Origin of the sequence: Pseudarthrobacter sp. NS4, assembly GCF_024758005.1 — a bacterium.
Taxonomy (GTDB): domain Bacteria; phylum Actinomycetota; class Actinomycetes; order Actinomycetales; family Micrococcaceae; genus Arthrobacter.
The window spans coordinates 1,380,738-1,402,833 of the sequence record NZ_CP103288.1 but is presented as its reverse complement, the minus strand read 5'-3'; the positions used below and the strand labels follow the sequence as shown (position 1 = coordinate 1,402,833).

20 protein-coding genes are annotated in these 22,096 nt (G+C 65.4%); 9 read left to right on the top strand and 11 right to left on the bottom strand.

Features of this window, described 5'->3' with window-relative positions; genetic code table 11:
* Nucleotides 1–119: 119 nt before the first annotated feature.
* Nucleotides 120–1,112, bottom strand: coding sequence for a stage II sporulation protein M (locus NXY83_RS06600; protein ID WP_258805286.1), 993 nt, complete (start codon nt 1,110–1,112; stop codon nt 120–122).
* Between the two features lie 72 nt (nt 1,113–1,184).
* Here NXY83_RS06600 and NXY83_RS06595 point away from each other — a divergent pair, with 72 nt between their 5' ends.
* The gene (locus NXY83_RS06595) at nt 1,185–1,985 is read left to right on the top strand and encodes an RDD family protein (RefSeq protein ID WP_258805285.1); all 801 of its coding nucleotides are present in this window, start codon (nt 1,185–1,187) and stop codon (nt 1,983–1,985) included.
* 2 nt (nt 1,986–1,987) lie between these two features.
* Here NXY83_RS06595 and NXY83_RS06590 read toward each other — a convergent pair whose 3' ends face one another.
* The 4 genes from NXY83_RS06590 to NXY83_RS06575 form a co-directional block, all read right to left on the bottom strand.
* Entirely contained in the window at nt 1,988–3,226 is a 1,239-nt protein-coding gene (locus NXY83_RS06590) for a L,D-transpeptidase (RefSeq protein WP_258805284.1), read from the bottom strand.
* 63 nt (nt 3,227–3,289) lie between these two features.
* Nucleotides 3,290–4,768, bottom strand: coding sequence for an adenosylhomocysteinase (gene ahcY / locus NXY83_RS06585; RefSeq protein ID WP_258805283.1), 1,479 nt, complete (start codon nt 4,766–4,768; stop codon nt 3,290–3,292).
* A gap of 105 nt (nt 4,769–4,873) precedes the next feature.
* Complete coding sequence (locus NXY83_RS06580; protein WP_258805282.1) at nt 4,874–5,110, bottom strand: Trm112 family protein; 237 nt, start codon at nt 5,108–5,110, stop codon at nt 4,874–4,876.
* Between the two features lie 80 nt (nt 5,111–5,190).
* Nucleotides 5,191–5,580 carry a DUF3499 domain-containing protein gene (locus NXY83_RS06575; RefSeq protein WP_258805281.1) on the bottom strand — a complete coding sequence of 130 codons (390 nt, stop codon included), beginning with the start codon at nt 5,578–5,580 and terminating at the stop codon, nt 5,191–5,193.
* A gap of 120 nt (nt 5,581–5,700) precedes the next feature.
* Here NXY83_RS06575 and NXY83_RS06570 point away from each other — a divergent pair, with 120 nt between their 5' ends.
* Nucleotides 5,701–6,213 carry a metallopeptidase family protein gene (locus tag NXY83_RS06570; RefSeq protein ID WP_258805280.1) on the top strand — a complete coding sequence of 171 codons (513 nt, stop codon included), beginning with the start codon at nt 5,701–5,703 and terminating at the stop codon, nt 6,211–6,213.
* 47 nt (nt 6,214–6,260) lie between these two features.
* Here the strand turns inward: NXY83_RS06570 and NXY83_RS06565 are convergent, their stop codons facing one another.
* From NXY83_RS06565 to NXY83_RS06555, 3 genes are read right to left on the bottom strand one after another with little or no spacing between them, the layout of a single operon-like run.
* Nucleotides 6,261–7,922 (bottom strand): DUF5719 family protein, encoded by a 1,662-nt coding sequence (locus tag NXY83_RS06565; RefSeq protein ID WP_258805279.1) that lies wholly within the window; start codon nt 7,920–7,922, stop codon nt 6,261–6,263.
* On the bottom strand, nt 7,915–11,265 hold the full coding sequence (locus tag NXY83_RS06560; RefSeq protein WP_258805278.1) for a glycosyltransferase family 2 protein: 3,351 nt from the start codon (nt 11,263–11,265) through the stop codon (nt 7,915–7,917). Before NXY83_RS06560 ends, NXY83_RS06565 begins: the two co-directional genes overlap by 8 nt.
* Before the next feature lie 29 nt (nt 11,266–11,294).
* Nucleotides 11,295–11,828: a WhiB family transcriptional regulator gene (locus tag NXY83_RS06555; protein ID WP_258805277.1), complete on the bottom strand. Its 534-nt coding sequence runs from the start codon at nt 11,826–11,828 to the stop codon at nt 11,295–11,297.
* A gap of 391 nt (nt 11,829–12,219) precedes the next feature.
* Here NXY83_RS06555 and NXY83_RS06550 point away from each other — a divergent pair, with 391 nt between their 5' ends.
* Entirely contained in the window at nt 12,220–12,918 is a 699-nt protein-coding gene (locus NXY83_RS06550) for a TIGR03089 family protein (RefSeq protein ID WP_258805276.1), read from the top strand.
* 30 nt (nt 12,919–12,948) lie between these two features.
* Here the strand turns inward: NXY83_RS06550 and NXY83_RS06545 are convergent, their stop codons facing one another.
* Entirely contained in the window at nt 12,949–13,506 is a 558-nt protein-coding gene (locus NXY83_RS06545; RefSeq protein WP_258805275.1) for a GtrA family protein, read from the bottom strand.
* 221 nt (nt 13,507–13,727) lie between these two features.
* Between NXY83_RS06545 and NXY83_RS06540 the strand changes: the two genes are divergently transcribed.
* The 4 genes from NXY83_RS06540 to manA are packed head-to-tail and all read left to right on the top strand — an operon-like array spanning nt 13,728 to nt 18,395.
* A complete protein-coding gene (locus NXY83_RS06540; protein WP_258805274.1) occupies nt 13,728–14,876 on the top strand; it encodes a 5-(carboxyamino)imidazole ribonucleotide synthase in 1,149 nt (382 codons plus the stop codon).
* Nucleotides 14,873–15,454 carry a 5-(carboxyamino)imidazole ribonucleotide mutase gene (gene purE / locus NXY83_RS06535; RefSeq protein ID WP_258805273.1) on the top strand — a complete coding sequence of 194 codons (582 nt, stop codon included), beginning with the start codon at nt 14,873–14,875 and terminating at the stop codon, nt 15,452–15,454. The genes NXY83_RS06540 and purE overlap by 4 nt, the downstream gene beginning before the upstream one ends.
* A 10-nt stretch (nt 15,455–15,464) precedes the next feature.
* Complete coding sequence (locus NXY83_RS06530) at nt 15,465–17,111, top strand: LCP family protein (RefSeq protein ID WP_258805272.1); 1,647 nt, start codon at nt 15,465–15,467, stop codon at nt 17,109–17,111.
* Nucleotides 17,112–17,147: 36 nt separating this feature from the next.
* Nucleotides 17,148–18,395 carry a mannose-6-phosphate isomerase, class I gene (manA, locus tag NXY83_RS06525; protein WP_258805271.1) on the top strand — a complete coding sequence of 416 codons (1,248 nt, stop codon included), beginning with the start codon at nt 17,148–17,150 and terminating at the stop codon, nt 18,393–18,395.
* Here the strand turns inward: manA and NXY83_RS06520 are convergent.
* Nucleotides 18,392–19,435, bottom strand: coding sequence for a lipid II:glycine glycyltransferase FemX (locus NXY83_RS06520; protein WP_258805270.1), 1,044 nt, complete (start codon nt 19,433–19,435; stop codon nt 18,392–18,394). The two genes, manA and NXY83_RS06520, sit on opposite strands and share 4 nt — an antisense overlap.
* Nucleotides 19,436–19,520: 85 nt before the next feature.
* Nucleotides 19,521–20,543 (bottom strand): class II fructose-bisphosphatase, encoded by a 1,023-nt coding sequence (glpX, locus tag NXY83_RS06515; protein WP_258806089.1) that lies wholly within the window; start codon nt 20,541–20,543, stop codon nt 19,521–19,523.
* A 224-nt stretch (nt 20,544–20,767) separates the two neighbouring features.
* On the opposite strand from glpX, the gene NXY83_RS06510 reads away from it, so the two are divergent.
* Together NXY83_RS06510 and NXY83_RS06505 are read left to right on the top strand one after the other, a co-directional pair.
* Nucleotides 20,768–21,448, top strand: a complete 681-nt coding sequence (locus NXY83_RS06510) for a DUF4245 domain-containing protein (protein ID WP_258805269.1) — start codon at nt 20,768–20,770, stop codon at nt 21,446–21,448.
* A 9-nt stretch (nt 21,449–21,457) separates the two neighbouring features.
* A complete protein-coding gene (locus tag NXY83_RS06505; protein WP_258805267.1) occupies nt 21,458–22,072 on the top strand; it encodes a carbonic anhydrase in 615 nt (204 codons plus the stop codon).
* The last annotated feature ends 24 nt before the right edge of the window (nt 22,073–22,096 follow it).

The following is a 22,096-nucleotide window of genomic DNA, read 5'->3' as shown; positions in this document are numbered from 1 at the left end:
CACTTCCGTTGGGTTTCCGCGCCGCGGAAGGACCCCAGGCGCGGCGCTTTATCTGTTGACGAGCCTACAGTCCGGGTGTTGGGCTGGGCGAGGAACCACCCCGGCGGAATTACAACGATTCAGGCAGCGATTTCCGTGTAGCCGGCATCCTCGCGGCGAAGGTCACCACGTTCCCCTGACAGGTAGGCGCGCCTGCCCCACACCAGGACGTAAACCCAGTAAGCCCCCAGCACCGCGGCACCTATGGTGATCTTGGCCCACACCGGCAACGGGCTTGGGGTGACGAATCCTTCCACGAGTCCGGAGGCAAACAGCACCAGGACCAGGCCGAGGGCAACTGTAATCAGCGATCTGCCTTCCTCGGCTACCGCGCGGCCCCTGGTGCGTGGCCCGGGCGACACCATGGCCCAAAAAATCCGGAGCCCTGCCGCACAGGCTATGAAGACGGCAGTAAGCTCCATCAGGCCGTGCGGCAGGATGTAGCTGAAAAAGACGTCGGACTTGCCTGCGGCCGCGAAAACGCCCGCCGCCACTCCCACACCCTGCGCGTTACTGAACAGGATCATCGGCACCCAGACTCCGGTAATGCCGAGGGCAACCGCCTGGGCGCTGATCCAGGCGTTGTTGGTCCAGACAGCGCCCGCGAAGGATGCGGCCGGGTTCTCGGAGTAATAGTCGATGAAGTCTTCCTCGACATACTGTTTGGCCGCTGCTTCCGATGCCACAGCCCGCAGCGCTTCCGGCGAGGTTCCGATCCAGAGCGCATAGGCGGCACCGATAATGATGAACGCGGCCCCGCACGCCAGGGTGAGCCACGTAAGCCGGTAGAACGCCGCCGGAAGTGCCACCACGAAAAACCGTGCGAGGTCTGCCATCGGATTGGAGCGGGCACCGGTGAAGCGGGTCCTGGCCTGGGCCAGCGTGGCCGAGAGCGAGGCGGAGAGGCCGCTTTCGGGGGCAATGGAGCGGATCAGTGACAGATGTGAGGACGTGGACTGGTAGAGCGCCAGCAGTTCATCGGCCTCACGTCCGCTGAGCCTGCCCTTTGAGGCGAGTTCGTGCAGCCGTGACCACTTGTCCGCATTGACGGCGGAGAAGGCGTCCATATCCACGGGACCAGCCTAGCGTCACAGCACTAGACTTTGACCGTCTGCACCATGAGCCGCGAGGAATGGGTACGTACCGTGAGTTCGATAGTCACCGGCGAGGCGGTAGTCCTGGAACTGCGGCCGGCTTCCTTCGCGGCCCGTTCCCTGGGTCTCATCCTCGATGTCCTCTTCAACGCCGTGCTGCTGGTGGCGATCCTGGTCGGCTTGGCCGCAGCAGGCGAAGACCTGGACGAGGCAGCCATGCGGGCCTTGGTGCTTTCCAGCGTTGTCTTCTGCCTGGTGATCGTGCCTGTAGCGGTGGAGACGCTGAGCCGTGGCCTCTCCCTCGGCAAACTGGCTACCGGCCTGCGCGTGGTCCGGGACGACGGCGGCGCCATCCGTTTCCGGCACGCCGTCATCCGCGGCCTGACCGGGTTCCTCGAAATCTACCTGACCCTCGGCGGACTGGCGCTGACCGTGGCCCTTTTCAACGACAGGTCCCGGCGCCTCGGCGACCTGCTGGCAGGCACCTATGCCATCCGAAGCCGGGTACCCGTCGAACAGGCTGTTCCCGTCTTCGTACCACCCCGGCTTCGGGCCTGGGCATCAGCGGCGGACATCGGAAGAATCCCCGATGCGACCGCACGCAGGGCCGCCCAGTTCATCCGCCAGGCAGGCCGCATGGCGCCGATGTCACGCGCCGGAATGGCGGCGTCCATCGCCACGGAACTATCCGCCCACGTGGCTCCTGCCCCGCCGCCGGGGACCAGCCCCGACGACTTCCTTGCCGCCGTCGTCGCCGAACGCCGGAACCGCGAGCTCACCAGGCTGGCGCAGCAGCGGCGGCGCAGTACCGAAGTCGGCGAGCGGCTGCAGCGGCTGCCGTTCGGCAGCTGACGTCAGTTGTCGTACTCGCTCCAGGGAATGTTCCAGTCGCCGAAGCCGTCATCGTGGGCGGCGTAGTCGCCTTCGGTGTTGATAATCTGCACCACGTCCCCGGTGCCCATATTGTCAAAGACCCAGGCAGCGCCGTCGGGAGCAAACCCGATGCAGCCGTGGGAGACGTTCTTGTTGCCAATGAAGGGGTAGGCCGATTCGAGGGCCTGGTGGATATAGGCCCCGCTGAGCGTCAGCCGGATGGTGTACTCCACGTCCACGTCACCGTAGTAGGCCGGATCACCCGGCTTCAGCCCGATGCTTGAAGCCCGGAAGTGGTCATACCGCTTCTTCTCCATCAGCACCCCGTACCCGCGGGCGGACGGGAAGCGCTGGTCCCCCATGCTGACCGGCAGGGTCTTGACGGGCTGATCGTTGATGCTGAGCGTGAAAGTGTGCGCAGCGGCGTCAGCCACGGCAACCTTCTTGTCGCCGATGGATATGCTCATCTTCTTGTTGAAGTTGGCGATCTGTCCGTTGCCCAGGTCCACGCCAAAGAGCTGCATGTCCATCGAAATGGTGGAGTTGGCGGCCCAGAAGTCTTCGGCCCGGTAGCGGACCATCTTGTCGCTGTACCAGTGGAAGGCGCCCACTTGGCCTGCGCTGCTGGTGACCGTGATGGCCTTTTCGACGGCGTCGCGGTTCAGCACGGGTTCGCTGAAGATGACCTGCAGCGGCTGCCCAACCCCCACCTTCATACCGTCAAGCGGGTAGATGGCGGCGTCGGCCTCCTGAGAGCTGGAGACGGTGCTGAAGGACTGCGTTGTGCTTGTTTCGCGTCCCGCGCCGTCCTTGAGCACATACGTGTAGCTGTAGTCGGTGTTGAACGTGAGCGGCCCGGACGCCGACCAGCCGGTGCCCTCCGGGTCGATCCGGCCTTCCACCGTCTCGCCGGAGGTACTGGTCAGGGTGACGCGCTCAATGGTGCCGTTGCTTACCTTGAGGGAAACAGGAGCGGCAGGGTTCACTTGCTTGGCGCCGTTGGCCGGTACGGCCTCGGCCTTCACCGGTGCGATCACCGGGGAGGCAATGCCCGGCGAGGTGCGTATGGCTGAGCCGGCCTCGGATTCCAGGGCGCCATTGGCGAGGCCCGGCGCCACGGCGGCGAAAACGCCGACCGCTGCGGCCAGGAGGCACACCACGGCAACGATGAGAATTTTTTTCAGGGTCCGCGGACGACGCGGCTGGACTTCGGGCTCCATGTACAGATCCTAGGGGCTGGAAGTAACAGCCCGGGTGCGGTGGGCACCCGGGCGGTTTACTTCTTAGTAACGATAGTGTTCGGGCTTGTACGGACCGGCGACGTCAATGTCCAGGTACTCGGCCTGGTCCTTGGTCAGTTCCGTCAGCTCCACGCCCAGGGCGTCGAGGTGCAGGCGGGCCACCTTTTCGTCCAGGACCTTGGGCAGGACGTACACCTGGTTCTCGTACTCACGCTCGCCTTCGGGCTGGTCCTTCTTGGTCCACAGCTCAATCTGGGCGATGGTCTGGTTGGCGAAGGAGTTGCTCATCACGAAGGACGGGTGTCCGGTGGCGTTGCCCAGGTTCAGCAGGCGGCCTTCGGACAGGACAATGATGGAACGCTCTGATTCCGTTCCTTCATCCAAGACCCATTCGTGGACCTGCGGCTTGATCTCAACCTTCCTGATGCCCGGGGTCCTGGCAAGGCCGGCCATATCGATCTCGTTGTCGAAGTGCCCGATATTGCCCACGATGGCCTTGTTCTTCATGCCGGCCATGTGCTCGGCCATGATGACATCCTTGTTGCCCGTGGTGGTGATGAAGATGTCGCCCTGCGCCAGGACCGATTCGAGCTTCGCCACCTGGTAGCCGTCCATGGCTGCCTGGAGCGCGCAGATCGGGTCAATTTCCGTGACGATGACGCGGGAGCCCTGGCCGCGCAGCGCTTCCGCGGCACCCTTCCCGACGTCGCCGTATCCGCAGACGACGGCGACCTTGCCGCCCATGAGCACGTCGGTGGCGCGGTTGATGCCGTCCGGCAGCGAGTGCCGGATTCCGTACTTGTTGTCGAACTTGCTCTTGGTGACGGAGTCGTTGACGTTGATGGCGGGGAACAGCAGCTTGCCCTGTTCCGCCAGCTGGTACAGGCGGTGGACGCCCGTGGTGGTCTCCTCGCTGACGCCCTTGATGGTGGAGGCGGTGCGCGTCCACTTCTGCGGGTCTGCTGCCATGGAGCGCCGGATGACGTCAAGGAAGATGGCGTACTCTTCAGAATCCGTGGGGCCGGCGGAGGGGACGTTTCCTACGGCCTCGAATTCCGCGCCCTTGTGCACCAGCATGGTGGCATCGCCGCCGTCGTCCAGGATCATGTTGGGACCCAGTTCAGGGTTGGACTCCGCACCCGGCCAGGTCAGGATCTGCTCGGCGGTCCACCAGTATTCCTCAAGCGTTTCGCCCTTCCAGGCGAAGACCGGAACACCCTGCGGGTCCTCTATGGTGCCTTTGCCCACCACAACGGCCGCTGCAGCCTCATCCTGCGTGGAGAAGATGTTGCAGGAGGCCCAGCGGACCTCTGCGCCCAGCGCGGTGAGGGTTTCGATCAGCACGGCCGTCTGCACGGTCATGTGCAGCGAGCCGGCGATCCTGGCACCCTTGAGCGGCTGGGTGGGGCCGAATTCCTCGCGCAGCGACATGAGGCCCGGCATCTCGTGCTCGGCCAGGCGGATCTGGTGGCGCCCTGCTTCCGCCAGGGAGATATCGGCAATCTTGTAATCAAGAGTCATGGGTGGTCCTTTGCTGTGTCCGGTACTGCTGTGTCCGTGAAGAACGGCGCATTCAACGGCGCCTGCGGCGCCAGTGTTCTGGTCTGCGGATAAGTTGGTGTGCCGCTACCCGGCCTGGGCAGTACCCGGCACTGAATCGTGCTGGTCGGAGCCCGCCGATGTAGCTGCTGCCAGCAGTTCCGGAGGCAGGAGAAGGGGAATGCCGTCCTCTATCGCATAGCGCGGCTTCACGCCTGCTTCGCCGGCGGTGGTGGCCACCAGTTCCTCGCCGTCCTGGACCAGGGGTGAACCCGTCACGGGACAGCGCAGGACGGACAACAGTTCAGGACTGATCTTTGGCATGTGGTTTATGCTCCCTGGCGGGCGCGCTCGCGCCGGTAGCGGAAATGATGTGCAGCTTCCAGCGTACCGCCAGATGCCCGTCAGGACGGTTCGCGCAGGACGCGCAGGTGGCCCCTCCGGGTGCCTTCGGTGCCTGCCGGAGCTTCGAGCGCCGAATGGGGACCGCGCTGGGCGGGCGTTTGCGGAGCCTTTGCCGGCAGCGCGGCGGCGTCCCTGACCGCGTTGGCGAGGGCCAACAGATCATCCGGGCCGGGTTGTTGCGGTGTGGACGGCATGGCCAGCCGCAGGACCTCCCACCCCCTGGGGACGGTGAGTGAACCAGCGTGCTGTTCGCAAAGATCGTAACAATGCGGCTCTGCGTAGGTGGCCAGCGGCCCAAGGACAGCCGTGGAGTCTGCATACACGTACGTCAGGGTGGCTACCGCCGACTGGCGGCAGGCAGATCTTGAACACTGACGGATAGCTCCCACGACATCACAGACTACTCTGTGTCCCCGCCAAAACTGCGCATTGGCGCCGTGGGCGGGACGCGCCCTTCGCTGCAGGGGGAATCTATCGCGTAAATCATGTCGCGGGTTTACAGTCGATGTATGCAGTCATCGAACCATGAATCACGCTTTACGGTCCGGTTGGCTGACCCGGACGCCCCTGCGGAGCCGGGCGGGGAGTCCGGGGGCAGGAGCTTTATGCAGCGCCGCCGGAACCGTCATGGCCGGGGGCTGCGCGGTGAGGTGATGCTTCCCACCCATCCGGGTTACCGGACGCGGTCGGACCGCTTCGATGACATGGTCCTGGATTCGGCCCAGCGGCTGCACGACATCTGGGGCAAGACACTGGACGGCGTACGGTTTGGCGTGGATGAGATTCCGCCGGACCTGGAGCAGCTGGCTACCAGTTCCGCCCCCGTACCGATGGGCTCGTACACGCCGGCCGCCGGTGAAGACGGGCCCATGATCACGGTATACCGCCGGGTGGTGGAACAGGCGTGCCCCGGCGTCGAGGAACTCCAGGACCTGGTCCATGACGTGGTGGTGGAACACACCGCGGAGATGCTCGGCGTGGCCCCTGAAACCCTCGACCCCGTGTACCGGCGCCGCTACTGATGCAGCCGCCCGTACCGTGCGGCAGCAGGTCCGGCTGGACATCCGCCTCAGTAGCTGATGGTGACCGGTACCGTTTCCTGCCCGGCTGCCGCGGGCTGGAACGCCAGGGAGGCCACATCGTTCCGGCTGTCCTGTTGCAGCAGCACGGCGCCGAAGGCGGCGTCGCCCGACGCGGATACGACGTAGCCCACGACGTCGGCGTCGTCCGCCTTATCCGGAACAGCGATGGACGCAGTTGTTCCGCCGGCGATGTCGGCGGTGGAGGGTGCCCGGACCTTCCCGTCGGCAGTGATCGCTGCGTAGGTGATGGTGGCCCGCGCATCAAGGGCACCGAAGACCAGTTGCCGGATGCCGCCCTGCGGAACCGGAACCACGTGCTGGCTGCCAAGCCGCACCCCGGCGGGAGCCCACGCGACGTCGGACGGCTGGCCCTCCTCGGTCCCCCGGCTGATGCGTGCGGCTGCAACAAAGGAAACGTCGGATGCTGCAGAAACCGTATAGTGCCCCGCCGGGACGCCCGCAAGGGAAACTTCCGTGACAGAGCCGGCCTTGGCGGTGACCACCCCGCCGGAGGGCAGCGCTTTCTGGCCGTCGCGTCCATACAGTTTGACCTCGACGACGGCATCCGATGGACCCGGCACGGTGATCTGCAGGGCCGGCCCGGCATCCTCGTAGCCGGAGTTGCCTGTCAGGGCAGCAACTCCGCCCGGATCCTGGATGTCCACGCCGGTCATGACCTGGCGAACGGCCGGGGCTGCACCGGGCACGATGAAGTCCACGCCACCGGGTGTAAGGCCGCGCAGGGCGCTTTGCTGGATGGCGGCCGCGACGGGCCCCCCGGCGCTGCGGACGTGAACACCCAGCTGCGGCTCCCCCGGCGCCAGGCCAGCCAGCACTACCGACCGCGTAGCGCCTGGCGCCACCAACAGGCCACGGCTGCCGGGCGCCTGGATCTGTCCGCCCTGGCCAAACAGCTCAAGGCTGACCGTGGCCGGAGTGGTGGAAGCGTTACTCAGGACCAGCACCGAGGTGCGGCCCACAGTGGTACTTGCCCCTGCCAGCCACTGGTCGTTGGAAGGCTGCGCGCAGCTGGCTGCCGCCGTTCCCTGAAGATCGCCGTCTGTTGCCGTGAACTTCATGGCGGCTGCAGCGGACGCTTTCTGGTTTGCCACGGCATCGGCGCTGAGGACGGTCACCTGGTCCACCGACCGGTTCGCCACTGCGCCCGCCAGGAGCTCCTGGCGGGCCCCCTCGGCAGGGGGCGCGCCGGAATCTTCGGCAATTTCGACGGCGGTGGTCCCGTCCAGCAGGGACAGCCGGCTGGCGGGCAGCACGCCTGAAGCGCCGAGGACGGCGGCGGTCACACTAGTGGCGGCGGTGGCGGATTCGGGGCTGAACTGCGGATCAGTGCCGGCCTCGGTGCCTTCCAGCAGCCGGGCTGGACCGGGACACACGCCCAGGCTTTCTCCCGCAGGCACAACGGCAACCGCGGCAGGCAGGCTCCGGCTCGACTCCGGCCCGGGGAGCATGGACCCGGCAGCCACCAGTGCGCCTGCGCCCCCGAGGACGAGTGCTGCGCCGGCGAAACTTGCCAGGGCTCCTTGGCGGCGTTTGCCTGCAGGGCGCTGGCTGCCGGCCTCGCCGGAGGCCGTTCCGGCATCCCGCCCAGCGGGATCCGGCACCTTGGTGGACATGGTGTGCTCATGCATTCTGCTGTTCCTTACGCAGGGAGCCCTCGTCCCGGGAAAGACCGGCCCGCGGCCTCCGTGCCGGCATGGGGACAGCCAACATGACAGTCAGCCCGATCACCGTGACCTGGGCAATTCCTGCCCAAACTGCCCACGGGTTTTCGTAACGGACGGTCAACTGGCCGCCGGAGGCGGGGAGGGTGAACGCTTGGGACCACCCGGAGGTGGTCGATGTCAGCCTTCGGCCGTCAAGCCAGGCACTCCAGCCCGGATCGGCGCGTTCGGCCAGAACCACCAGGCGCCCTTCGGGCCCGTCGGGAACAGGGGCGTCGACGTCGTTGTATGCGGAGGGCACCAGAGAGACTGTTGAGCCGTTGGTGTCCACGAGGCGCACCCGGTGGGCAACATCCGCTGCTTGCAGAACAGGCTGGTTCAGGGGGGTGATGCGCCAAAGCCACCCGACGTCGGTCTGCCCGACCGCCACGAGGCCCGGTACCGCATCCATCCTGCTGGCAGTCAACTGGGCTGCCGTATCCGTGGAACGGAGTACCACGAAGCCCACTCCCAGCTGTTCGAGGTCCTTGCGGGGATCCACGCCTTGACCGGCCACCAGGGTGGCTACGACCCGGCGGACCGCGGCTGTGACGTCATCATCGTCCCGGACCGCCTCGGCGCCGGGAGCGCCGATGATGTTCCTGGCGGATGCAACGGCCGAAAGGCTGTCCAGAGTGGTGCCGGCACCACGCATGAGAGAGGCGTCAAAGGTGCCATTGTCCCGAGTGCCGATCAGGAGTGTGCGCGTCTGCTCGGGCCCTGTTCCCCGGTCAATCGCCGTAGCGGGCAGGGTGCGCGGGTTGGCAGCCTCCACAAGCCGGGGCGTACCCAGCCCGGGGGCCGGGGAGTCTGCAGCACCCGTAGTAACAGCAGGGCCGGCCGTGGAAACAGTTGCGGGACGGAGCAGGTTGCGGGCGGACCAGGCGGCCATCCCGGCCAAGGGGCCAATGAGCAGGATCACCATCCCGAAAGCGACGGCCGCGCGCGCCGCGGTCCGCTGCTTTGATGGACCGGCAACAGCCTGGTCAGCGACACCGAGAAGCTGTTCCGCCCCGAGGAGTCCCGCCCCCAGCAGGAGGAACGCCGCAGCGGAAACTGCTGGTCCGGTGAAAGGAGTTACCAATGTTTCGGCGTTCATCCCGGTGGCCACGTGGGAGGCCAGCCAGCCACCTGCCAAGGCAAGCAGCCCCGCCATCCACAACGACCTGGCCATCCTGGCGCGTCGTCCCGTGCTGAAGAGTCCCGTCACAGCCAGGATCAGGACCGGCACGGCCACGAGCAGTGCCAGCAGCAGGGCCCACGGAAAGGATCCGTCCTGGAAGTAGGGAAGCCCGTCCAGGCCCCCGTCCAGGCCGAAAGCCAACGGCTGGCCCAGGAGCTGCTGCCACAACGGAGCGGCATCGAAACCCAGCGGCAGTCCCGGGTCCGCGAGAAGTGCCCTCGGCTTGTCCAGTACGGACAGGCCGAACGGAATAAACAGCGCGGCGCTTGGAAGCAGGGCCCACCATACGGTCCGGCCGCGGCGGCCCAGCAGGAGCCCGCACAGAACGATCACTATTGTTGCCGGAACCAGGAGGGACGGAGCAGATGCAGCCACAACCGCCAGCGCCAGGCCGGCTGCTGCAGCCGCTGTCCAGGACGGCATGCCGTTGACGCCGGGACGGGCCGGCGGACGGTCTCTCCGGCGGTCACCCGGCCCGGGCAGCATGAAACGTCCGTGTCCCACAGCTGAGCCGGTGGCACGCAGCAGGGCCAGGACCAGGAGCGGGATCATGATGTGGGCGATCAGGGCACCGGCCCGCCCCTGGTTCAAGGCCACCTGAAGTGCGGGGGCAGCGGCCCAGAAGATGGCCGCGGCAAACCGGAGCCGGCGCCGGACTGTCAGTCCTCCCGCAGCAAACCACGCGGTAAGGCCGGACAGCGGGGCGCCAAGGAGGAGCAGCCAGGCGATGGCGGCGTTGGCATCCCCGCCGCCGAGGACACCCAGGATCCATAGCACGTAGCCGAAAGGGTCTCCCCTCCCCGGAAGCCCTGCGCCGAGGTTTACCCACCAGCTGGACGCGTGGTGCCAGATGTCCCCGAGACCCGCTGAAACGGGGATGAGGGCGCCTCCGACGACGGCGTCCGCGCGGAAAAGCCCTGCCAGGCCCAGGAGGGATGCGATGGACGCGATGATGACCGCCGCGAGGGCTCCGTTGCCCACCCACCCGCGCTTGCTGGTGGCCAGGGCCGCGAAATCATCGGAAGCGTCGCCAGTGGGCTGGTGCGCCAGCGGGTCCTGCTCAAGGTCGTCCGCCGGGCTGTTGTCGGATCCGATCGCCTCCATCAGGGACCGCCTGTGGCTCCAGACCTCCCGCCGGGGTGTCTGGAGTTTGCGGATCACGGACCGGCGTATCCGCCGCGTCTGCCGCGCCGCCCGCCTGGCCCGGACTACTGCTCTGGGCCTGCTTAATGCAGCAACGGTAGCAATGAGCTGGGAGATGCCGTGGCCCGGGTCCTTGACCGCAATACTCAGGACCAGCTTGAAGAGGCTGCCGAGCAGCGCGCCCGCAGCATGGACCGGAACCATCCAGGGCGGTGAGTGCTTAAGCCGCAGGTGAACCTGGGCTTTTCGTGCCGCTGCCGGGGTGCCCAGCGCGTGGGGCCGGTGGGCCACATGGAACATCCGGGCTGCCGGGACCACCACCACACGGTGGCCGGCGAGGCGGTTGCGCCAGCAGAAGTCGACGTCGTCTCCGCTGCCCGGGAGGGCGGGATCGAAACCGCCCAGGTGCTCCCAGACGTCGCGGCGCACCAGCATGCCTGCAGAATTCACGGCGAATGTATCGCTGCGCCCGTCGTATTGCCCCTGGTCAAGCTCGTCGGCATCAATCAGGGAGAGCCGCTCGGCCCAACGGCTCGTGGAGAGGCCAACGTCGATCAGCTTCCGTTCCTCATGCCAGTCGAGTTGCTTGCAGCCGGCGACGGTTACGGAAGGCGCACGCTCCACGGCGCCGAGCAGCTCGGCAAGAGCTTCCGGGGCGGGGGCCGCATCGTCATGCAGCAGCCAGATCCATTCGGCCCTGCTATCCGCCTTGCCGCCCCTGGAGGGTGCCAGTCCGGCAAGTCCCGCAGAAACCGCGGCCCCCATGCCGCCTTTCCCGCGATCATGGCTTACGACGTTGGCTGCACCCAAGGCCCGTTCAAGAAGGACCAGCGAGTCGTCTCGGGAACCGGTGTCGACGCCGATGGCGCGATCGACGGACCGGGTCTGGTCCGCCAATGCCGACAGGGTTCTGGGCAGATAGTCACTACCGTTGTGGGCAACCACAACGGCAGTGACATGAACATCCTGGTGAATTAGATTGCTCGCTTCCTCAGCCGCCGGCGCTCACGCTCGGAAAGGCCTCCCCAAATGCCGAACCGTTCGTCGTTTGCCAGCGCGTATTCCAGGCATTGCGACCGTACATTGCAGGCTCCACAGACTTTCTTGGCGTCGCGGGTGGAGCCACCCTTCTCCGGGAAGAATGCCTCGGGATCCGTCTGGGCGCACAAGGCGTCAGTCTGCCACCCCAGCTCGCCTTCGTCGTCGAAATCCTGTTGGAAGGGCAGTCCGATCCAGACGGGCTGCGCTGCGCCGGCCGCGGGCAGCTCCATGGGTGGGTCGAGGTCGTCTTCGTGGTCCCCGCCGCCGCCCAGGAGGGCCTCATGGGCAGCAAGGAATGCCGTCGCCTGGTCCTCCAGGATGCCGCCGGTATTCCGGTTGTATCGCTCCGCGGCTTCATGATCAGCCGGGTCCACGTACCAGTCGCTCGGCACCCCCCGCGCGCGGTATTTTGCCGTTGCCTGACCGGCCACGATGGCATCTTCCTGGATACGCTCTGCTTGCCCCACGGCGACCCTCCTGATGTTGCAGCCTTCTGCCTGGATACATGGACACTCGGTTGTGTGCCGGTATTTACGCAGTCGCTTTAGATACCTAATTACACGTGTGTAACTTGGGCGAGTCAAGCCGCAGCCGGGATAATAATCACTAGGGTTCCGCAAAATTGCGTACGCCACGCCCGGGAATTTTCCCGGGCCGGCAGGAATACGGCCGGCAGAACCGGCGCCGGCGGCCAAAACACCCTCAAAATTGCCGTGCTGGCGCGAAAATACCCGGATTTCGGATTAATAGCAAGCACGCTTAGCATCCTATGTGATAAATGTCACTCCGGTGACAGGAATTTCCAGCGGCGTGCAAGCAACCGGTGACCCTGTGTGGCGGCGGTGGCAGGATGGGTCCATGACTACTCCCGCCCAAGATCTGATGGCCAGCCTTCGCTCAGGAAGCTCCACGTCGCCCCGCCTCACCTGGTATGGCCCGGACACGGAGCGCGTGGAACTCTCCGGCCGGGTCCTGGACAACTGGGTCGCCAAGACCAGCAACCTGCTGCAGGACGAAGTGGACGCCGCCCCGGGAATGCGGCTTCGGCTGGAGTTGCCGGCCCACTGGAAGGCAATGGTGTGGGCCCTGGCTGCCTGGCAGCTCGGCCTGGAAACCGTGCTGGAGGGAAACACAGCTGACTTCCTGGTCACGGCAGACCCTGATTCCGTTGATGGAAAGTACGACGCCGTTATTGCCGTCGCGCTGCCCGCCCTCGCCATGCGCTGGCCAGGGGAGCTTGCGAAGGGCTGTATCGATTACGCAGCGGAGGTGCGCGCCCACGGTGACGTCTTCATGCCGCATGCAGACGCCGATCCTGCAGCGTGCGCCCTCGTGGACGGGACCGGCCGCGGGCACCTCCACCGGGAACTGCTCGACAGTTTCGCCGTTTCCCACGACGAGGGCGTGCGGCTGCACATACCTGCAGGCGATGGCCTGGAGCCGGCTTTGGCGAACGCCCTTGGAGCATGGAAGCAGGGCGGCTCCGTGGTCCTGACCCATCCTGATGTGGAGCTGACGGACAAGTTGCTTGCCGCTGAGCGAATCCACGGCAACTAAGGTGCCCCCGCCTGGGCCTGACCTAAGGCGCTATGGCTTGGCCGGCCCTTCCGCAGAGGGCTCGCGCTCCACGGCAGCCGCGTGTTCCTTGTGGTGGTGGAGTTCGATGAGTTCGTGGTCGTGGGAGAACTCCGGTTCCTGGTCCAGCTCCTCGTTAAAGACCCAGAAGCGGTAGGCAAAGAACCGGAAGATGGTTCCCAGAACCAGTCCCACTACACTTCCCGCGATGAAGAGTGACGGCTTGTCGTTGAGGTCCAGCACGTACTTCGCGAACCAAACGCAGCCGGAGGCGATGAGGAGCCCAACGAGGTTCATCAAGGCAAAGAGCACAGCCTCGCGCATCACATTGGCCTGCTTGCGGTGCCTGAAGGTCCAGTAGCGGTTGGCCACCCAGGAGAAGATACTCGCCACAACGGTGGCAAGAGCCTTTGCCCAGACCTCGCTGCCGTGCATCGGCCCGGTGAAAAGCCAAATGAACACCGCAGAGTCAATGACGAACGCAACACCGCCGACAGCCCCGAATTTGGCCACTTCGCGCCAAAAAAGCGAGGCCAGCCCCCGGATGCGATCTGCAAGTGAACTAAACATGACCCTCCATGGCCGTTGAATGATGGGCCACACGGCCAGAGGCCTATTTTAGCCCCCAAAGTTCCGGGCCAGCCTGTCGGGGACCTTCCCCGCAGAACATGTTTACCTAAAATCTCAGCGCCCGGCGCGGCCGGAAGGCGGTTTACGGGGCGGTCTTCGGTAGGCTGGCCCATGTGACTTTTCCAGTAATAGGTGTAGTTGGCGGCGGCCAACTTGCCCGCATGATGGCCCCAGCCGCAACTGCCCTCGGCTTCGAACTCCGCGTCCTTGCCGAGGGCGACGATGTTTCAGCAGTCTCGGCGGTATCAACTTCGCCGGTAGGCGACTACAAGGATCTGCAGACACTGCTTGACTTCTCCAACGGCCTGGACGTGATGACTTTCGATCACGAGCACGTGCCCACGGACCATCTCCGGGCCCTGCAGGCGGCCGGCGTCAACGTCCAGCCCGGGCCTGACGCGCTGGTAAATGCGCAGGACAAGCTTGTGATGCGTGCCGCAATCGACCGGCTCGAACTTCCCAACCCCGCCTGGGCCTCGGTGGACGACGTCGCGGCCCTGGTGAGGTTCGGTGACGATATCGGATGGCCGGTAGTCCTTAAGATGCCACGCGGCGGATACGACGGCAAAGGCGTGCGGATCGTCGGGTCAGCCGAAGAAGCAGCCGGCACCGAGGAGTGGTTTGCGGCCATGAGCCCCCTCCTGGCCGAGGCAAAAGTCGACTTCACCCGTGAGCTTTCGGCCCTGGTGGCAAGGACACCCGACGGTGAGGCGCGCGCGTGGCCGGTAGTACACACCATCCAGGTGGACGGCGTATGCGACGAAGTGATCGCTCCTGCCCTGGAGATCCCCGTGGAGGTTGCCGCCGCCGCCGAGGACGCCGCCCTGCGGATAGCGGGCGAATTGGGAGTCACCGGCGTCCTGGCCGTGGAACTCTTCGAAACTCCCGGAATGGGGCCCGGGTTCCTGATCAATGAGCTGGCCATGCGCCCGCACAACACCGGTCACTGGACCCAGGACGGTGCAGTGACCAGCCAGTTCGAGCAGCACCTGCGTGCGGTGCTTAACCTCCCGCTGGGAGCTACCGATGCCCTGGCTCCCGTCACCGTCATGAAGAATTTCCTTGGCGGCGACAACCAGGACCTGTATTCAGCATTCCCGCTGGCGCTTGCCAGCGAACCGGCAGCCAAGGTGCACTGTTACGGCAAGTCGGTGCGGCCGGGCCGGAAGATCGGCCACGTGAATTTGGCGGCCACGTCCACGGCGGACGTGGATTCGGTCCGGCGCCGTGCCACCATGGTGGCAAGCATCATCCGCGACGGCCGGGTACCGGCGGAAGAATCGGCACAAACTTTCGAGGAGAACTCATGAGCGCCCCAGCAACCCCTGCCGCCGGTTCGGCGGCCAGCCCGCTGGTGGGCCTCGTCATGGGCTCCGATTCCGACTGGCCGGTCATGGAGGCCGCAGCGGAGGCCTTGGCCGAATTCGGGATTGCGTTCGAAGCCGACGTGGTGTCCGCCCACCGGATGCCCACCGAGATGATCCGTTACGGGCAAACGGCCCACGAGCGCGGACTGCGGGTAATCATCGCCGGAGCCGGCGGCGCAGCCCACCTGCCGGGCATGCTGGCCAGCGTCACTCCCCTGCCGGTGATTGGGGTGCCCGTCCCGCTGAAGACCCTTGACGGCATGGACTCCCTGCTCTCGATCGTCCAGATGCCGGCCGGCGTCCCCGTTGCCACCGTGTCCATCGCCGGGGCCCGCAACGCCGGACTACTGGCGGTCCGCATGCTGGCCGCCGGGACCGATGAGCTTGCATCCTCACTGCGTGCAGACCTCCTCGAGTTCGCGTCAGACCTCAATGCCGTAGCAAGCCGCAAGGGAGCAACACTCCGGCAAAAAGTCGCCGAGGTCTTCGCTGAAGGCAACACCCTCCGGGGCAGCCGTTAGGACCGGCGGCATGACCAGCAGCAAAGTACCCCGCTCCGCATCCGATACGGCACTGACCGATCCCGTCCGGTACCCCGTCAGTGCTTCCTCCCCGGTGCGCACCAAAAGGGGCTTTGTGCTGGTGCTGCTGACTTTGCTGGTCCCCGGCAGTGCACAGCTGGTAGCGGGCGACAGGAGGCTGGGGCGTGCAGCACTGCGGGTCACGCTGTGCGTCTGGGCAGTCGTTGTCCTGGCAGTGCTCCTGCTGCTGCTCAACCGGACACTGCTCATCAACATCATTACCAACCCGTTTGCGTCGCTGGCCATCGTCATCCTGCTCGTCGCACTGGCCGCAGGCTGGGCGATGCTGTTCGTCAATACGTTGCGGCTCATCCGCCCGGTACTGCTGGCACCGTCAGCGCGCCCCGCCGTCGTAATCTCCCTGGTCCTGGCTTTGGTCCTGGGCAGCGGATCGCTCGGCTACCTCGCTTACCTGCTGAACGTCGGGCGCAATGCAATCGGCAGCATCTTCTCCTCAGGTCCTGCCATCGATCCTGTGGACGGCCGCTACAACTTCCTGATGATGGGCGGGGATGCCGGTGACGACCGTACCGGCAGACGTCCGGACAGCCTCTCCGTCCTCAGCGTTGACGCAGAAACCGGCAGCACCGCCATCATCTCGGTCCCCCGGAACCTCCAGAACGCCCAGTTCAGCGAGGACTCGCCCATGCGGGCCATCTACCCGGACGGTTACAACTGTGGCGACGAGTGCCTGATCAACGCGATCAATACCGAGGTCACCAACGAGTACGCCGACCTTTACCCGGGCGTCGCCGATCCGGGCGCGCAGGCTACGCTGGAGGCTGTCTCGGGCACACTCGGCCTCACTGTCCAGGCTTACGTCCTGGTGGACATGGAGGGCTTTGCCAGGCTCATAGATGCCATGGGCGGCATCAAAATCAAGGCCGGCGGCTGGGTGCCCATGAGCGGCTACTTTGACGATTACACCCAAACCCACGGCATGCCCCTCGGGTGGATACCCGCCGGCGAACAGACACTCGACGGTGATCGGGCGCTTTGGTATGGCCGGTCCCGGGAGTTCGTGGACGACTACGCACGCATCCAGCGCCAGCAGTGCGTGCAGCAGGCCATGCTCAAGCAGCTGGACCCTGGCACGCTGCTGTCCAAGTTCGAGGACATAGCCAACGCGGGAACCAAAGTGGTGGACTCCAATATCTCCTCCTCGCAGCTTGGAAGTTTCGTTGACCTCGCCGTGAAGGCCAAAGGCCAGGACGTCAAGCGGCTGACCATTGGCCCTCCGGACTTCGATGCTTCCTTCTCCACGGTCCCGGACTTCGACCAGATCCACGAGCGCGTGGACCAGTTGCTGGCCTCGGCGTCATCCGCACAGTCAGCCGGAATTGCTGACGACGCCATCGCCGTACCCGCTGCCGGCGGCGGGCACATCCAGGCGTCCGGCGTCCATTCCCCCATTACCTCCCTGGCGGGGGCAGGAAGCCTGCCCCGGCAATCCACGCCGTCGGACTTTACCCCTGTGACCACAACGCCGGACGGCGAGCCGATCACGGAAGCCATGTTGAACCAGCTCAAGCGCGAGGGTAACGAGCAGGCTATCCGCGAACTGGTGGCTACCAACGGCCTCTGCGCACCGCTCTAGCCCCTACGCAACCACAGCAAAGAAACGGAACCGGCCTTGTACGAGATTGAGAACGTCCTCCGGGATTACGCCTGGGGTTCAACGACGGCTATCGCATCACTCCTTGGACGGCCCGAATCCGGCAGGCCCGAGGCCGAGCTGTGGATTGGCGCGCACGCTGATTCGCCGTCCGTGGCCCACGTTCCCGAAAACGGCACTGACACGCCCCTCGATGCCCTGATCGCCAGCGATCCGGAGCACTTCCTCGGAGCCGAATCCGTGGCCTGCTTTGGCCCAAGGCTTCCGTTCCTGGCAAAAATCTTGGCTGCTGCCCAGCCGCTGTCCCTCCAGGTCCATCCGAGCCTGGAACAGGCGCGGGCTGGATTTGAGCGGGAAAACGCCGAAGGCGTCGCGGCGAATGCGCCCCACCGGAACTACCGGGATGACAACCACAAGCCGGAAATGATCTTCGCGCTGACGCCCTTTGAAGCCCTGTGCGGGTTCCGGCCGGCAACGGAAACCCGGCAAATCCTGCTGTACGTGGCCTCGGCCTTTGACTCCGTGGAGGGGCGGGTGCCTGCCCTGGTTCCTGCCCTGCTGGAGGCCCTGGAGGACGGCGATGAAGGAGCCGGCCTGCGGAAGGCCTTCGAACGCCTCATAACTGGTGGAGAGGCCGTGGCAGAGGCCACCGCCCAGGTCGTGGAGGCGCTCCTTTCCCGAGGGTCCCTTGCACCGTACGAAGCGGAGCTGGGAACGGTGATCAGCCTCAACGAGAAGTACCCGGGCGATCCCGGCGTGTTGATCTCCATGCTCCTGAACCGGATCTCACTGCAGCCGGGCCAGGCCGTTTACATGCCTGCGGGAAACGTCCATGCTTACCTGCACGGACTGGGGGTGGAGGTGATGGCGTCCTCGGACAACGTCCTGCGCGGCGGACTGACCCCCAAATTCGTGGATGTCCCCGAACTTCTCCGCACCGTCGACTTCCACCCCGTGGCTGTCCCCATGCTTGCCGGCGAAAAGACCATGCTGGGCCAGGAGCTGTACCGGCCGCCGTTCGAGGAGTTCCAGCTGCAGCGCATCGAGATCGGGCCGAATGACGGTCCTGTCCCGCTTGCGCAGTCCGGTGCCGCCGTGGTCATTGTGGTGGCCGGCGAGGTCTACCTCGATTCACCCAAGGGCGACCTGCAGCTTTCCCGGGGCAGCAGTGCGTTCCTTGCTGCCGCCGAGGCTCCCGTCAACGTCCACCCTGTCGCCGGCAGCACGGAGCCGGCACTGGCGTTTGCGGTGACTACCGGCCTCTAGCCGCGCCGAAGGACTGTCCGGGCGCGCCCGGACGCAGTCTTCACGAGCCGCCGCGCCGTCTGGAGGCTCTTCCGCGCCAGCGGCATTGCCTTGGCATACGCGGGGTAGAACGGGGACAGCGGCTTTTCCCACGTGCCCAGGAGCATGTTTTCATGCTTGGCGAACTGCTTCTTAAAGTCCGAGATACCGTCATTGAGCAGCCCGTTGAAGTCGTACCTGGAGCAGCCGTCCTCGCGCATGGCCTGCAGCGCCGCCCATTTGACGCCATAGTTGACGCGCTGCTTCTGCCCCTCGGCGGAGACGCCGCCGTAAAGTTCGAACGCGGTGGAGCCGCTACGGGCCAGCCAGACGAACGCGAGCATCTGCTCGCCGTCGAATGCCCCGATGATGGGGGAACCGTCTCCCATGTTCCGGAAAATGTCCCGGTAATACTGGTCCTCGTGGATACCGAAACCGGCACGTTCCGCCGTCTCATGGTAAATGGCGAGTACCTGCTCAAGCTCGGAGTCGTTCTTGACCTTCCGGAATTCCACATCGCTGCGCATCGCTTTGCGGATATTGGCGCGGGTGGACTTGGACATCTCCGCCATCAGCTCGTCATCGGACCTGGTGAGGTCCAGGATGAGCGTGCGCGGGATCAGCACGGTATTGGCGGACTCCCGGAAACCCGCGCCCGACACCGCGGCCGCGTAGGGCGAGTCCTGGTCCCAGTCCGGTTCAATGCTGAGGACGACACCGCGATGGCGGGTGGCAGCATGGTCGGCAAGGCTGCTGAGGACGGCGGGAGTGTCCTCAACCGCACACATCGGACCCCTGGGGATGTAGACCAGCGCGCGGAACGGGAAGGGAAGCCGCCGGATCAGCAGCTGTGCGCAGCCGATGGTGGTGTCGCCTTCGTTCAAAAGCACCCGGTCAACGGACCAGCCGTGCATGGCCTTGGTCTCGCCCCAGCCCCAGAGCTGTTGCGGGTGCCCCTGGAACCGGTCGACGTGTTCGTCCCAAAGGGCGCGGTCAGTACAGGGCACAACAGCTGGAATCATGGCTTAAACCCTATACCAACGCATTAACGCCGAAGCCCCGGAGCGCTGGGCGGTCCGGGGCGACGTCTGGCGGCGTGGCTGGGGATCAGCTCTTGCGGGCGTAACCTTCCCACTTGCTGGCCTGGTGCTCGCCATCCACGAAGCGGATGGTTCCGGACTTGGAACGCATGACGATGGACTGGGTCAGGACCTTGTCCTTGGAGTAGCGGACGCCCTTCAAAAGGTCACCATCGGTGATGCCCGTGGCCGCGAAGTAGCAGTTGTCGCTGGATACGAGGTCGTTGGTGGACAGGACGCGTTCCAGGTCGTGGCCGGCGTCGATTGCCTTCTGCTTTTCCTCGTCGCTGGTGGGCCAGAGCCGGCCCTGGATGACACCGCCGAGGGACTTGATGGCACAGGCCGCCACGATGCCCTCGGGGGTTCCGCCGATACCCATGAGGGCATCGACGCCGGTGCCGGACCGGGCGGCAGCGATGGCGCCGGCGACGTCCCCGTCCATGATGAACTTGGTGCGGGCTCCGGCCTCACGGATTTCCTCCACCAGCGGGCGGTGGCGGTCGCGGTCCAGGATCATGACGTTGAGCTGGTTGACCTTCACGCCCTTGGCCTTGGCAATGAGATGCAGGTTCTGCTTTACCGGCAGGCGGAGGTCCACCATATCCGCGGCTTCGGGGCCGGTGACGAGCTTCTCCATGTAGAACACCGCTGACGGGTCGAACATGGAACCGCGTTCGGCCACGGCCAAAACGGCCAGGGCGTTGTTGATGCCCAGCGCCGTCAGCCGGGTTCCGTCGATGGGGTCGACCGCAACATCGCATTCGGGGCCCGTACCGTCACCGACGCGTTCGCCGTTGAACAGCATGGGGGCTTCGTCTTTTTCGCCTTCGCCGATGACCACAACGCCGTTGAAGTGGACAGTCTGAAGGAAGGAGCGCATGGCGTCAACGGCTGCGCCGTCCGCCGTGTTCTTATCGCCGAAACCCACCCAGTGCCCGCCGGCAATTGCCGCTGCCTCGGTGACGCGGACAAGCTCAAGGGCAAGGTTGCGGTCCGGCTCGTCGTTGCCCACTGCCAGGGACGATGAGATCGTGGAGTACTTCTGGGTCATGGACGCTTGTGACACGTTAACCTCTTCTTCGAGTGGCGATCATTGAACCCGCCACGCCGGTTCAGCAGCGCGGTGATTCCTCTGCTATCGATCATAGTCGTGGTGCCGCCCGTGGGACGGCGGATGACGCAGGCGCGCAATGTGCGGGGACAAGCGGAGGGGTGCGGGAGGCGGCCGAATAGAAGTTGCGGGCCGGCATGGGCGACTATAGAGGGGTGAATGACATGCAGGAAAAGACCAGTCCCAGCCCCGAACCGGCCGGATCCGCAGGCAGTCAGGGTTCCAGCGGAACGGGCGGAGAGGCCCCGGTTAAGCCTGTCATTCCGGCGGCTGCAGCCAAACGAGCCAACGCGTCGGTGATCGGCATGATCATCGCCCTGGTGGTGAGCATCGCGGCGTTCCTGCCGATCATCCTCATGAATCCGTTGCCCAAGAGCGACGGCTACCGCCCGGACATCGACGTAGCGGCAGCCTCGCGGAACGCCGCCGATGTGGCGGGATTCACACCGGCAGCGCCTGATACCGGCGGCTCCTTCCGGCCCAACTACGCACGGTGGGAGGCGGGGACGGGCAATGGAGTGCCTACATGGGAAGTCGGTTTCCTGACGCCCAAGGATTCGTTTATTGCCCTGGTCCAGACCAGCAAGGCCAACCCCACGTGGCTGCTGCAACAGACGCGCAACGCGCCTGTCACGGGTTCCCGGAATGCCGGGGGCCAGGAATGGGAGCTCCGGGACACGGGCAAGGGCGGGAAATCGCTGGTGCTCGACTACCGCGGGACCACCGTTGTCCTGTCCGGCGAGGCCCAGCTGGACGAATTCGGGACCCTGGCGGACGCCGTCGTGAAGTCCCTGGACAGCAACCCCTCCGTCACAGTTTCACCATCAGGCCCTGCTGCACCGTAACGTAGTTGCGTGGCTACTTACCTGACTCCTGCACTTGCCTGGCGCCGTCTGCGTGAAGGAAATGAACGCTTCGTCAATGGTGAAACTTCCCATCCAAACCAGGACGCGTCACGCCGGTCCTCGCTCGTGGAAAACCAGCATCCCTTTGCCGTGATTTTCGGTTGCTCCGATTCCCGCCTGGCAGCCGAGATCATCTTCGATGTCGGTTTGGGCGATGTGTTCGTGGTGCGGACCGCGGGCCAGGTGATTGACGACGCTGTCCTGGGTTCACTCGAGTACAGCATCGGCGTGCTGGGGGTGCCCCTGATCGTGGTCCTCGGGCACGACAGCTGCGGTGCAGTGAGCGCCACCAAGTCTGCAGTCGAGACAGGGCAGATGCCCACGGGGTTCATCAGGGATCTGGTGGAACGGATCACTCCGTCCGTACTCACGTCGCTGCGCAATGACGAAACCGAGGTCAATGACATGGTGGTGGAGCACGTCAAGCAGACTTCGCAGCGGCTCGTGGACAGTTCGCGTGTGATTTCCGCCGCAATCGAGGAAGGTCATTCGGCTGTTATCGGCCTTTCGTACAGCCTCGCCGAGGGTCATGCGAACCTTGTTTCGGGAATCGGCGAGCTCTAGGAGGCCGCTAGGAGTGCTCCGGCC